Annotated in this window: 13 protein-coding genes and 1 pseudogene; 12 read left to right on the top strand and 2 right to left on the bottom strand. The window is 42.3% G+C overall.

Annotated elements, in window-relative coordinates; all coding sequences use genetic code 11:
• Positions 1-153 precede the first annotated feature (153 nt).
• A complete protein-coding gene (locus DWX73_RS11465; RefSeq protein WP_118348888.1) occupies positions 154-894 on the bottom strand; it encodes a tyrosine-protein phosphatase in 741 nt (246 codons plus the stop codon).
• A gap of 24 nt (positions 895-918) precedes the next feature.
• Complete coding sequence (locus tag DWX73_RS11460) at positions 919-1782, bottom strand: methionyl aminopeptidase (protein ID WP_118348887.1); 864 nt, start codon at positions 1780-1782, stop codon at positions 919-921.
• A gap of 187 nt (positions 1783-1969) precedes the next feature.
• Here DWX73_RS11460 and DWX73_RS11455 point away from each other — a divergent pair, with 187 nt between their 5' ends.
• From DWX73_RS11455 to DWX73_RS13580, 12 genes and pseudogenes are all read left to right on the top strand, one after another.
• Positions 1970-3046, top strand: coding sequence for a 6-phosphofructokinase (locus DWX73_RS11455; RefSeq protein WP_118348886.1), 1077 nt, complete (start codon positions 1970-1972; stop codon positions 3044-3046).
• A gap of 37 nt (positions 3047-3083) precedes the next feature.
• Positions 3084-4652: a DNA polymerase III subunit gamma/tau gene (dnaX, locus tag DWX73_RS11450; RefSeq protein ID WP_118348885.1), complete on the top strand. Its 1569-nt coding sequence runs from the start codon at positions 3084-3086 to the stop codon at positions 4650-4652.
• 46 nt (positions 4653-4698) lie between these two features.
• A complete protein-coding gene (locus DWX73_RS11445) occupies positions 4699-5052 on the top strand; it encodes a YbaB/EbfC family nucleoid-associated protein (RefSeq protein WP_118348884.1) in 354 nt (117 codons plus the stop codon).
• A gap of 21 nt (positions 5053-5073) precedes the next feature.
• Positions 5074-5670: a recombination mediator RecR gene (gene recR, locus DWX73_RS11440; protein ID WP_118348883.1), complete on the top strand. Its 597-nt coding sequence runs from the start codon at positions 5074-5076 to the stop codon at positions 5668-5670.
• A gap of 75 nt (positions 5671-5745) precedes the next feature.
• A complete protein-coding gene (fsa, locus tag DWX73_RS11435; RefSeq protein ID WP_118348882.1) occupies positions 5746-6399 on the top strand; it encodes a fructose-6-phosphate aldolase in 654 nt (217 codons plus the stop codon).
• 25 nt (positions 6400-6424) lie between these two features.
• On the top strand, positions 6425-7261 hold the full coding sequence (locus DWX73_RS11430; protein WP_118348881.1) for a transketolase: 837 nt from the start codon (positions 6425-6427) through the stop codon (positions 7259-7261).
• A pseudogene (locus DWX73_RS15635) lies at positions 7249-8189 on the top strand (transketolase family protein). Before DWX73_RS11430 ends, DWX73_RS15635 begins: the two are co-directional and overlap by 13 nt.
• A gap of 39 nt (positions 8190-8228) precedes the next feature.
• Complete coding sequence (locus DWX73_RS11420; RefSeq protein ID WP_118348889.1) at positions 8229-8753, top strand: HD domain-containing protein; 525 nt, start codon at positions 8229-8231, stop codon at positions 8751-8753.
• Positions 8754-8911: 158 nt separating this feature from the next.
• Positions 8912-10075, top strand: a complete 1164-nt coding sequence (locus DWX73_RS11415; protein ID WP_118348880.1) for a LysM peptidoglycan-binding domain-containing protein — start codon at positions 8912-8914, stop codon at positions 10073-10075.
• A gap of 68 nt (positions 10076-10143) precedes the next feature.
• Positions 10144-11397, top strand: a complete 1254-nt coding sequence (locus DWX73_RS11410) for a DUF5711 family protein (protein WP_118348879.1) — start codon at positions 10144-10146, stop codon at positions 11395-11397.
• Positions 11398-11405: 8 nt separating this feature from the next.
• On the top strand, positions 11406-12089 hold the full coding sequence (locus DWX73_RS11405) for a CvpA family protein (protein WP_118348878.1): 684 nt from the start codon (positions 11406-11408) through the stop codon (positions 12087-12089).
• Complete coding sequence (locus tag DWX73_RS13580) at positions 12071-12235, top strand: hypothetical protein (protein ID WP_158556862.1); 165 nt, start codon at positions 12071-12073, stop codon at positions 12233-12235. Before DWX73_RS11405 ends, DWX73_RS13580 begins: the two co-directional genes overlap by 19 nt.
• Positions 12236-12767 lie beyond the last annotated feature (532 nt).

Genomic DNA, 12767 nt, shown 5'->3' with positions numbered 1-12767 from the left:
CGGCCGCACATTCTATCTTGTTTGTCAACTATTTTTACAAAATAAAAAGACTCCTATATTATTTCTAATATAAGAATCTAATTATTTTTCCTTAACTTAATGACATTGCCCGGCAAGGCGTCTTTTTCGTTATAAAATAACAAATTCTAATCCTTATTCTACAAAGTGCCAGATAAGGGAATCCAGATCATCGTTCTTGATCCCACATTCTTTTAGATAACCTCTTGCTCCGCCGTATCGAAGGCGAAGATGAGAGAGAGCTGCTTCGATATTCTGCGGTTCAGACAGAAGCACCCGTTCAGGAACCGAGATGCCCTGCTGCTCCAAAAATTCGAGCTGCTGTATTCTTAAATCTTCCTGAAACACTTGAGTAGCGGCATAATCTTCAATAATAATGTCATCATCCACATTGGCGAGTTCAAGAAGAAGCATGGAAACAAGTCCGGTACGGTCCTTTCCGGCCATACAGTGAAACAGACAGGTACCATTATGCATATGGGCAGTAAACAGCTGAAAAACACGTCCAAAACGAATCTTAGATGTTTCCAGAAGATCAATATACATCTCTCCCATTGTATCAGGAAAAACTCCGAGAAATTCATTGGAATTCATTTCATCAGCCATTGTTACATTTTTATAGTGAATATCAGGCACCTTTTCAAGAAGAGAAGGTGCTTTTAGGAGTTCACCGGCGCTTCTTAAGTCAACAGCAAGAACAACCGGATATCCACGCAGAAAATCAATGTCTGATTGGGTAAGGTGATTTGTGTTGTCTCCTCGAAGAAAACAGCCTTTTTTAGTAAAGCGTCCGTCCCGTGTCGGATAACCGCCAAGCTCCCTCATGTTGTGAGCGCCTGTAAGAGGGAGAAGATGTTTTTCGATATCATATTTCATAGAGTTACCTCCCTAATGGAGAATTTATTTCGTGAGGATTTCAGCTCCGTCTTCTGTGATCAGAACCATGTATTCAATCTGAGCAGAAAGTCCGTCGTCTTCTGTATAAACAGTCCATCCGTTATCTTCGTCTACAAAAAAGTCCGGGGAACCTTCATTGATCATAGGTTCAATTGTAAACATCATTCCAGGGACGAGAACCATCTCAGAGCCTTTTGGAGTGACATAGCTGACGAATGGATCTTCATGGAATTCCAGTCCGATTCCGTGACCGCCGATATCTTCTACGACAGAGTAGCCGTTAGCCTGTGCATGAGTGTTGATCGCATCTGCGATATCACCGAGGTGATTCCATGGTTTTGCCTGTGCAAGTCCAAGTTCCACACATTCTTCTACTACACGGACAATCTTTTTGGCGCGTTCAGATACGTTGCCGATGCAGAACATTCGAGATGCGTCTGAGAAATAACCGTTCAGGATTGTGGAGACGTCTACGTTAATGATATCGCCTTCCTGAAGGATAATATTCTCGTCAGGGATTCCATGACAGATTTCATTGTTGATAGAAGTACAGACACTTTTTGGAAATCCCTCGTATCCAAGCGGTGCAGGGATTCCGCCGTGTGCGGTAGTAAAATCATATACAAGTTTGTCGATTTCTTCTGTAGACATTCCGGCGTGGATATGAGCTGCAACGTGATCAAGTACCGCTGTATTTAAGTCTGCGCTTTTGCGGATCGCTTCAATCTGAGCAGGAGTTTTGATGATGGATCGTGTTGGGACAATATGTCCCTGTTCTTCTAAAATGGCAAGTCGTTCTTCCATTGCCATGTGACATTTTTTATATTTTTTGCCGCTTCCGCACCAGCATAAATCGTTTCGTTCCATAATAATACGAAGCCTCCTTATGAAATACATGTTATTTCTTCCTTTTATTTATAAAATGAGTATATGACAGCATTATACCACAAAGTCATAGTGTTGGGCAAATCGATCTACTTTACATTCAATAGTAAAATGGGATATAATAAAAAAATCAAAACAAGTGATTTGTTAGTGGAAAGGATGTGCGGATATGTTGCGTATAGGAATGTTGACAAGCGGCGGAGACTGTCAGGCGCTCAACGCGGCGATGCGTGGAGTTGTAAAGTCACTCTGCTCAGTTGTAGATGAGATAGAGATTTATGGATTTAAAGAAGGATATAAAGGATTGATGTACTCTAATTTTGAGATGTTGACTTCAAAGGATTTTTCTGGGATCCTGACACTTGGAGGAACAATACTGGGAACATCAAGACAGCCGTTTAAACTGATGAGAGTGCCGGATGCGAACGGGCTTGATAAGGTAGAGGCGATGAAACATACTTATCATAAGCTGAATCTGGATTGTCTTGTAATTCTTGGAGGCAATGGGACTCATAAGACAGCCAATATGCTTCGGGAAGAAGGTCTGAATATTATTACGCTGCCAAAGACAATTGATAATGACCTTTGGGGAACAGATATGACGTTTGGATTTCAGAGTGCGGTAGATATCGCTACGAACACGATTGACTGTATTCATACAACGGCAACATCTCACAGCCGTGTGTTTATTGTGGAAGTAATGGGACATAAGGTTGGCTGGGTAACATTACATGCGGGAATTGCAGGCGGTGCAGATATTATTTTGCTTCCGGAGATTCCATATGATCCGGATGTGATTGCTAAGGCGATTAAGAAACGGGCTAAGGCAGGAAAACGTTTTACGATACTTGCAGTGGCAGAAGGAGCTATTTCCAAGAAAGAAGCGCAGATGTCTAAGAAAGAGCTGAAAGAAAAACAGGCGAAGAAGAAATACCCATCTGTTGCGTACAAAATTGCAGAAGAAATCTCGGCAAGATGTGAAAATGAAGTTCGTGTGACGGTTCCTGGGCATACGCAGAGAGGCGGCTCACCTTGTGCTTATGACCGTGTTCTGGCGACGCGGCTTGGTGCAGTTGCAGCGCAGCTGATCTTGAAGAAGGAGTTTGGTTATATGGTAGGTATCCGCAATGGAGAGATCGGTAAAGTTCCGCTTCAGGAAGTTGCGGGCAAGCTTAAGACTGTTGATCCGAATGCGGCAATTATTAAAGAAGCGAAGATGACCGGCATTAGTTTCGGAGATGAGTAGAGAAGAGCAATAACAAAAAGAGACGGAGGTTTGAGAAATGTCATATACTGCCTTATACAGAAAGTTCCGTCCGGCGGAATTCGAAGATGTAAAAGGACAGGATCATATCGTGACAACGCTGAAAAACCAGATTAGGGCAGAACGGATTGGACATGCCTATCTGTTCTGCGGAACAAGAGGTACCGGAAAGACAACAGTGGCAAAAATATTTGCAAGGGCTGTGAACTGTCAGCACCCGGTAGATGGAAGTCCCTGCGGCGAATGTGAAATGTGCAGAGCGATCGCGGCCGGGACTTCTATGAATGTGATTGAAATTGACGCGGCGTCTAACAATGGTGTAGATAATATCAGAGAGATCCGGGAGGAAGTCGCTTATCGGCCAACGGAGGGGAGATATAAAGTCTATATCATTGATGAAGTGCATATGCTTTCCATTGGAGCGTTCAATGCACTTCTAAAAACATTGGAAGAGCCGCCGGAATATGTGATTTTTATTTTGGCAACGACAGAGGCGCATAAGATTCCGATCACAATTTTGTCAAGATGTCAGAGATATGATTTTAAGAGAATTACAATTGATACAATAGCAGCGCGGATGAATGATCTGATGCAGCAGGAGCAGGTAGAAGTGGAGGAGAAAGCAATCCGCTATATTGCAAAAGCGGCAGATGGTTCTATGCGGGATGCGCTTAGTCTTCTTGATCAGTGTATTGCGTTTTATCTTGGGCAGAAGTTAACATATGATCATGTGCTTGAGGTGCTTGGAGCAGTGGATACAGATGTATTTAGCATGCTCCTTCGGAATGTATTAAAGAGAGATGTATCTGCGGTAATGCACAGTGTAGAAGAGCTGGTAATGCAGGGCAGAGAACTTGGGCAGTTGACGGCAGATTTCACATGGTATTTAAGAAACTTGCTATTCATAAAAAGTTCTGATAATATGGAAGACGTGTTGGATGTTTCTACGGAAAATCTTGCACAGTTGAAAGAAGAGGCAGAGATGATCGAAGATGATGCACTCCTTCGATATATTCGTATTTTTTCAGAATTAAGCGGTCAAATGAAATATGCGACACAGAAAAGAGTGATGCTTGAAGTGGCGCTTATTAAAATGTGCCGGCCGCAGATGGAAGTGCGGGATGATAGTCTTCTGGAGCGGATACGGGCTGTGGAAGAGAAACTTGAGCGCGGCGATTTTACGGCAATGCTCCCGGAAACTGCATATCAGCATCATCAGTTGGAGGGGATTCCGGCGAAGAAGGAAAAGCCTAAACTGGAGAAAGCATTGAAAGAAGAAGTGCGTAATGTGGCGTCAAACTTCCGTTCTATCAGCAGCGAAGCATCGCCGATGCTTCGAAATTATTTGAAGCAGGCAAGACTTAGTGTTGGCAGTATGGATCAGCTTATGATTGTAATGCCGGATGAAATTTCAGCCAGCATTGTGGGATCGGAAGAGCATAAAGAAGAGCTGCGCCAGCTCATCGAGGCAAAGACCGGCAAAACAGTCGAGATTGAAGTACGAAAGATGGATGATGGACGTCGGTTTGATGATTGTTTTGTAGATATTGAGAAAGTAGTCCACATGGATATTACTGTGGAAGATTAATGAGAAAACAGATTGTTTAAAAGAATTGTGAATGGAGGATGTAACTATGGCAAAAAGAGGTGGATTTCCGGGAGGCGGAATGCCGGGGAATATGGCGAATTTAATGAAACAGGCACAGAAAATGCAGCGTCAGATGGAAGAGCAGGCAAAAGAGCTTGAAACAAAGGAATTTTCTGCGACAGCAGGCGGCGGTGCAGTTGAAGTAACGGTTTCCGGAAAACGCGAAGTGCTCCGTGTGAAACTGGAAGAAGAGATCGTAGATCCGGATGATATTGAAATGCTTCAGGATCTGATCGTAGCTGCCACAAATGAAGCACTCAGACAGGTGGAGGCAGAATCTTCTTCTGCAATGTCTAAGCTGACAGGCGGATTTGGCGGCGGAATGCCGGGATTATTCTAATCCGAAAGAAGGAGAAGAAAGATGGATTACTATGGAAGCCAGATAGGAAAGCTGATTGAGGAATTGTCAAGACTTCCGGGAATCGGACCAAAGTCTGCCCAGCGTTTAGCATTTCATATGATTAATATGCCGGAAGAACAGGTTGATAAGCTGGCAGAGACGATGGTTAGTGCAAGGCATAATGTGCGTTACTGCAAGACGTGTTATACACTGACGGATCAGGAAGAATGCCCGGTCTGCAGAAATAGTGACAGAGATCACAAGACAATCATGGTAGTGGAAACGACAAGAGATCTGGCGGCATATGAGAAAACCGGCAAATACAATGGAGTATATCATGTACTGCACGGTGCAATATCTCCGATGCTTGGAATCGGGCCCGGGGATATTAAGCTAAAAGAACTGATGGAACGGCTTCAGGGAGATGTGGATGAAGTAATCATTGCAACGAATTCCAGTCTGGAAGGGGAAACAACGGCAATGTACATTAGTAAACTGATCAAACCAACCGGCATTAAAGTCAGCCGGATTGCCAGCGGAGTTCCGGTTGGAGGAGATTTGGAATATATTGATGAAGTAACGCTTCTCAGAGCTTTAGAGGGGCGGACGCAGTTATAAGACTATTGACCTGGAGAGAGGGCATCGCTATAATCAAGATAGGAACAAAATACTCATTGATAAGGAGGAAAAGTCATGAGATTTTTTATTGATACGGCAAATGTAGAAGAAATCAGAAAAGCGAATGATATGGGAGTTATTTGTGGCGTAACGACAAACCCGTCCCTCATTGCGAAAGAAGGGCGTATCTTTGAGGAAGTGATCGCAGAAATCGCATCTATTGTAGATGGTCCGATCAGCGGAGAGGTAAAAGCTACGACAGTAGATGCGGAAGGAATGATTGCAGAAGGACGTGAGATTGCAAAGATTCATCCGAATATGGTTGTGAAGATTCCGATGACACCGGAAGGTCTGAAAGCTGTGAAAGTACTCTCAGCAGAAGGAATCAAGACAAATGTGACACTGATTTTCTCTGCAAACCAGGCGTTGCTTGCGGCAAGAGCGGGAGCAACCTATGTATCACCGTTTGTAGGACGGCTTGATGATATTAATATGGCAGGAGCAGAGTTGATTGCAGAGATCGCAGAAATTTTTGATATTCACGGCATTGAGACAGAGATTATTGCGGCAAGCATCCGCACAACAGTGCATGTGACTGAGTGTGCGTTGGCGGGAGCTGACATTGCAACGGTTCCATATAAGGTAATTGAACAGATGACAAAACATCCGCTGACAACACAGGGGATTGAGAAGTTCCAGGCAGATTATAAGGCTGTTTTCGGTGAGTAGAAGACAGTAGATTCAGGAGGAGAATATGAATAAGCCAGAATTAATGAAGGCTGCAAATGAGATTCGTAAAGGAGCGGTGACAGGTGTATTTCACGCGAAGTCAGGTCATCCGGGCGGATCTTTATCTGCAGCAGATATTTATGCGTATTTGTTTTTTGAAGAGATGAATATTGACCCGAAAGATCCGAAGAAAGCAGACAGGGATCGCTTTGTATTGTCCAAAGGTCATACAGCTCCGGGGTATTATGCAGCACTTGCAAACCGCGGATTTTTCCCAGTGGAAGATTTGACAACACTTCGTCACGTAGGCTCTTATCTTCAGGGACATCCGGATATGAAACATATTCCGGGGGTAGATATGTCAAGCGGATCTCTTGGACAGGGAATTTCTGCAGCAGTAGGAATGGCAATCTCTGCCAAATTATCCGGAGAGGATTATCGCGTATATACGCTTTTGGGAGATGGAGAAATCCAGGAAGGACAGGTATGGGAAGCGTCTATGCTTGCCGGACACAGACATTTGGATAACCTTGTCGTAATCGTTGATAACAACGGATTGCAGATTGACGGAAAAATTGAAGATGTCAATTCACCGTATCCGATTGATAAGAAGTTTGAGGCGTTTAATTTCCATGTGATTAATGTAGATGGACATGATTTTGATGCGCTGGATGCAGCGTTCAAAGAAGCGCGCATGACAAAAGGACAGCCGACAGCCATTATCGCAAAAACTGTAAAAGGAAAAGGCGTTTCCTTTATGGAGAATAAAGCATCCTGGCATGGTGTAGCTCCGAATGCAGAACAGTATGAAGCCGCAATGGAAGAACTTGAGAAAGAAGGTGCCGCATTATGTCAGAAGTAAAGAAGATTGCAACACGAGAAAGCTACGGAAATGCGCTTGTAGAACTTGGAAAAGAGCATCCGGAGGTTGTCGTACTGGATGCGGACCTTGCAGGGGCAACAAAAACATCTATTTTTATGAAAGAGTTTCCGGAACGTCATATTGACTGTGGAATCGCAGAAGGAAACATGATGGGGGTAGCAGCAGGACTTGCAGCAGCGGGAAAAGTACCGTTCGCCAGTTCTTTTGCTATGTTTGCAGCAGGACGTGCATTTGAGCAGGTCAGAAACTCTATTGGATATCCTCATTTGAATGTGAAGATTGGTGCGACACACGCAGGAATCTCTGTAGGAGAAGATGGTGCAACACATCAGTGTAATGAAGACATTGCCTTATGCGTACGATTCCGGGAATGGTTGTGATTAACCCGTCTGATGATGTAGAGGCAAGAGCGGCTGTGAAAGCTGCATACGAACATGTAGGGCCGGTGTACATGAGATTTGGAAGACTGGCAGTGCCGGTAATTAATGATCAGCCGGATTATCATTTTGAGCTTGGTAAGGGAATTGTTCTGCGAGAGGGAAAAGACGCAGTTATTTTTGCAACAGGACTTGAAGTAAATGAAGCTCTTCAGGCAGCAAAACTTTTGGAGGAAGACGGTATTCAGGTAAAAGTGGTGAATATCCACACGATTAAACCGATTGACGAAGAACTGATTATCTCTTCAGCGAAAGAATGCGGCAAAGTGATTACAGTGGAAGAACATTCTGTGATCGGTGGGCTTGGAAGTGCTGTCTGCGATGTGCTTGCAGAGAATTATCCGGTACCGGTAAAGAAAATTGGCGTGAACGATACTTTTGGAGAGTCAGGACCGGCGCTTGAACTGATTAAGAAGTTCGAACTGGACGGCGAAAGTATTTACCGCAAAGTAAAAGCGTTTCTTGCATAAATGGAAAAGATTAAGATTACGGGCCTGGATATTCGTGATATGTATCCGCTGCGGTTCAGGCGCAAGGTAGCAGGAAAGCTTCACAGCTGCAGGCGTGAGTGGAAAGAGGAATTCTGGGAGTGTGTTAAAGATGTCGCAATGCATCCGGTCGTGCTTAGAATGAAACTCTATCCGCATCATGGTTCCACGAATTGCTATCAGCATTGTATGAATGTTGCATATTACAACTATCACTGGTGCAGATTCTTTCATCTGGATGCCAGATCTGCAGCGAGAGCCGGGATGCTTCATGATCTCTTTTTGTATGACTGGCATACGCATACAAAAGAAACGGGAGATCATTTTCATGGACTGACGCATCCGAAAGTCGCACTGAAAAATGCTTCCAAGTTTTTTGAGTTGAATCATATTGAGAAAGATGTCATTCTAAATCATATGTGGCCGGTAACGGCGCTGCATATTCCAAAGACAAAAGAAGGGTGGATTACAACGCTGACAGATAAATATTGCGGCGCCTGTGAGACGAGCAGACGTTACAAAAAGAAAGGTCATAAAGTAGTATAGAAGAAAAGTGCAGATTGCTGTGGCAGGATTGAATAGAAATGAGTCCTGTCACAGCTTTTTTGTCGAAAACTTTTTGATTTCTGCGACAGGATTTGCTAAAATCAGCTCTTTTCCAGTGGTATGATTAGCAAAAATATATCAGATGGGGTGAGGATTTTATGGAACAGCAATTTCCAAAAAATGTAAGGCAGATCGGCAACGTGAGTGACAGTCCCAAAATCTATGTGGAAGATTATGTAGATACGTTTCTGAATCAGCTATGCGATTACAACGAAGAAAATGCAGTGGGAGCATTTCTTGTAGGGACACAGATAATGATCGAGGATCAGCAATGTGTCTATATTTCAGGAGTAGTACAGATGGACGAGCTGCCTTTGAAAGATGGAGAACCGCTGGTGGATGATACATATGTGAAAAAAATGAGAGAAGAGAAAGAGAAATATTTCCATGACGGAGAACTGGTCGGCTGGTTTCTGGCGCTGCCGGGACGGAAGGCAGAAACAAATGAGAATATTATAAAAATACACGAGAAAACATTTCCTAAGACGAATACGGTATTTATTATACGGGATACCGCAGCGAAAGAGGAAATGTTTTTTGCTTATAAATATCATGATCTTTTAGAAATCGGAGGACATTATATTTATTATGAGAAAAATCCCGATATGCAGAATTATATGATCACAAAACGCAGACAGACAGGAATGACTCCCAGTGAAACTGTTGAAGATCAGGCTGCAAAGAATTTTCGTAGTATTGTAAGAGAAAAAATGGAACAAAATACACGAACAAAGCCGCGCAGATGGACGACAGCAGTAACCACTCTTATAATTGTTGTGGCGCTTGTAGTTGGAGTAACGCTTTTGAATAATTATGACCGTATGAAAACAGCGCAGAAGTCATTGGAACTTCTGGCAAAAGGAGAGGGGAAGGAAGAAGCGATACAGATGGTTAGTGAAGATGTGATAGAAAAAACGGATCTTTCTGAAGAGGATGCGGTGGATGTGGCGGCAGAAAATCCATCTGAGATCGAACAGGAAGATGTGGCAGAAGCCGGGCGGGATGATGCAGAGCAGAATAATACCAATGATACCGGGCAGACAGAAACTGCAGGGAGCATTCTCGAAGAAGAGGCAGTGGAAGCTTCGTCCGGAGCTGTCCTTTGTGAAGATGATTTTTATGTTGTACAAAAAGGGGATACGCTTGACAGTATCAGCAAAAAAGTGTATGGTGACATTTCGCATGTGGATGCAATCTGCAGAATGAATGGACTGCAGGATGGGAATCTGATTTTTATTGGGCAGAAAATATTACTACCGTAGAAAGCGCTTTCTGTGGTATAATAAAAAAGATTACATGTAGAAAAGTATTTGACAGAAAAGGAATACGCATGAAGAAAAAAGAAAACAATAATCTGCATGTCGTCCAGCAAGAGGAAGATACAGCCGGGAAGATTGTTAACGAAGTAATCACAGAGCTGCATGAATCAGATGCTGAGATGCAGGAAATGCAGGAAAAAATCAAACGACATAGAAGAAATCATAGAATTCGCGTTACGGTCATTGCGGCAGCTATTGTTCTTTTAGTTTCTGTCAGTTATTGGTATATCACATATCATACGTTTACAAAGACGAGGATCGTGCAGAAATATCAGGAAGAACAGTATCACAACAGTAGTTATGAGGTGTTTGCGGATTCTGTTATCAAGTACAGCAAGGATGGGATCTCTCTGCTGAATAAAAAGGGAAGAGAGAAATGGAACCAGTCTTACCAGATGGCAACTCCTGTGCTTGTACTGGGAGAAAAGACAGGAGTGATTGCAGATAATGGCGGCAATCATATGATCGTTTTTCAGGAGACTGGAGTAAAAGGTGAGATTCAGACAAATTTACCGATTGAAAAGATAGATGTTTCTGAACAGGGAATTGTAGCTGCGATTCTGAAAGAAGAACTCAGTCCTAAGGTCGTCTGTTATGATGCAGAAGGAAATCTTCTTGCAGAGCATAAAATTGCAGTCAGTACAAGCGGTTATCCTGTGGAAGTGTCGATTTCAGATGACGGTAAACTCTTGATGGTGTCATATCTCAAAGTCGAGAACAGTCAGATCAGTACCAACGTAGTTTATTATAATTTCGGAGGAAAAGACAGTGGAGTAAATAACTATGAAGTGTTCTCCAAATCCTATCCGAATGAGATTATTCCGGAGGGATATTTCATAGGAAATGAAACGTCGGTTTTGGTCGGCAGCAGTTCTATGATGATTTTTCACGGAAAAGATAAGCCGCAGCCGGGAGAGACGATCACTGTTGAGAAGAAAATTAAAAGTGTATTCCGCCATGATAAATATATCGGAATGCTTTTGAAAAATGAGGGAAAAGAGGGGTATGAACTCCGTGTATATACGATTTATGGAAAACAGGTATTTTCAGAGAATTTAACAAAAGAATATTCTCATGTGACAATGTCAGGACGGGAAATTCTTCTCTATAACAATAATCAGCTCTGTATTTACCAGCTCAATGGTTCGAAGCGGTTTGAAGGAGAATTATCGAACAGTATTTCAAAGATTACACCTGTTTCTGGGATCAATAAATACTTAGTGATGAATGCAGACGGTATGGAAGAAATACAGTTTGTAAAATAGGAGAGATTATGGATAATTGGTTATTAGTATTTGTCGGCTGTCTGTTTCTGATTTTTATGATCATTGGATTTATCCGGGGGGCTATTAAGATTGTTGTGTCGTTGGCGGCAACTATCGTGACGCTGATCGTAGTTGTGATTGCCACACCGTATGTAAGCAATGTTATGTACAAAGTGCTTCCGGTAAAGGATATGGTGCAGAGTGAATGCAGGTCTTTTCTGATTCGGGAAGCGAAAGAGGGACTGTCATCCGGATTAGTACAGAAAGTCGCAGAACTTACGGGAATTAATCTGCAGGAAGCCGGAATCGCACCAGAGAATTTTAACTGGGAGAATTACGGAATCTCGGATCAGCAAGTAGAGGAAATGCTCGGAAAGCTCGAACTGCCGCGGGAACTTCAGATTCAGACGATTGAGAAGGCAGGACTTCCGGAGTATTTGACAGAAAAGCTTCTTGAAAATAACAATAGCGAAGTATATAAGCAGCTTGGTGTGGAGAGTTTTGTGGATTATATTGGCGCATATCTCGCTAAAATTATTGTAGATATTCTTGCGTTTCTGATTACATTTTTAGTTGTGACAATACTTGTAAGAACAATTATGTATGCGCTGAATATCATTGGAGATCTTCCGGTACTTCACGGACTGAACCGTGTGCAGGTGCGTTTCTTGGTATGGGAACAGCGCTTGTGATTGTATGGGTACTTTTTATGATTATTACATTGTCATATCGGACAGGGTTCGGAAAAGCAAGTATGGACATGATCGATAAAAGTCCGCTGCTGACATTTTTGTATGATCATAATTATATTATGAACGCAATTATAAAATTCCATTAATCATGAAAATTATCATTTGGGACTTCAAAGAGTTGTAAAATACAGATATTAGAAAAGAGGATTCACTTAAATGCAGTTATGTATTGGGTGAATCCTTTTTTGACAGAAGAAAGCAGTTTTGTATCGGATAGGGTGCGAGTGGAGAAGTGTAAAATAAAAGTAAAATAGAAGGATAAAAAATGTAAAATTCAGATTGACATAAAATAGTGCTTATGCTAAAATAGAATCACTGTAGACATGACAGGATCTGACAAATATTTATAAATATTCAGTTCAAATAGCGAATTAAAAAAATATTAAAAAAGATGTTGACATGAAAACAACAATGTGATATTATAAATGAGCTGTCGCAAAGACAACAAGGACTTGAAAAAATAAAATAAAAAAGTTCTTGACAAAGCAAATTAGTTATGATAAACTAGATGAGCTGTCAAACGACAGAGAACCTTGATAACTAAACAATAGACAACAACCCTGAAAATTTCTTTAAAGAGATTTCAGAACGAGTTGGACACAAAAGTCTAACGACCTA

The organism is Coprococcus sp. AF21-14LB (assembly GCF_003458885.1).
Taxonomy (GTDB): Bacteria; Bacillota; Clostridia; order Lachnospirales; family Lachnospiraceae; genus UBA9414.
This window is presented reverse-complemented; position numbering and strand designations above follow the sequence as displayed.

Coding starts and splice junctions, on each gene's coding strand:
- DWX73_RS11465 (WP_118348888.1), bottom strand. CDS start 894: ATGAAATATGATATCGAAAAACATCTTCTCCCTCTTACAGGCGCTCAC.
- DWX73_RS11405 (WP_118348878.1), top strand. CDS start 11,406: ATGGATAATTGGTTATTAGTATTTGTCGGCTGTCTGTTTCTGATTTTT.
- dnaX (WP_118348885.1), top strand. CDS start 3,084: ATGTCATATACTGCCTTATACAGAAAGTTCCGTCCGGCGGAATTCGAA.
- DWX73_RS13580 (WP_158556862.1), top strand. CDS start 12,071: ATGGGAACAGCGCTTGTGATTGTATGGGTACTTTTTATGATTATTACA.
- DWX73_RS11455 (WP_118348886.1), top strand. CDS start 1,970: ATGTTGCGTATAGGAATGTTGACAAGCGGCGGAGACTGTCAGGCGCTC.
- DWX73_RS11460 (WP_118348887.1), bottom strand. CDS start 1,782: ATGGAACGAAACGATTTATGCTGGTGCGGAAGCGGCAAAAAATATAAA.
- DWX73_RS11445 (WP_118348884.1), top strand. CDS start 4,699: ATGGCAAAAAGAGGTGGATTTCCGGGAGGCGGAATGCCGGGGAATATG.
- recR (WP_118348883.1), top strand. CDS start 5,074: ATGGATTACTATGGAAGCCAGATAGGAAAGCTGATTGAGGAATTGTCA.
- DWX73_RS11430 (WP_118348881.1), top strand. CDS start 6,425: ATGAATAAGCCAGAATTAATGAAGGCTGCAAATGAGATTCGTAAAGGA.
- DWX73_RS11420 (WP_118348889.1), top strand. CDS start 8,229: ATGTATCCGCTGCGGTTCAGGCGCAAGGTAGCAGGAAAGCTTCACAGC.
- DWX73_RS11410 (WP_118348879.1), top strand. CDS start 10,144: ATGAAGAAAAAAGAAAACAATAATCTGCATGTCGTCCAGCAAGAGGAA.
- fsa (WP_118348882.1), top strand. CDS start 5,746: ATGAGATTTTTTATTGATACGGCAAATGTAGAAGAAATCAGAAAAGCG.
- DWX73_RS11415 (WP_118348880.1), top strand. CDS start 8,912: ATGGAACAGCAATTTCCAAAAAATGTAAGGCAGATCGGCAACGTGAGT.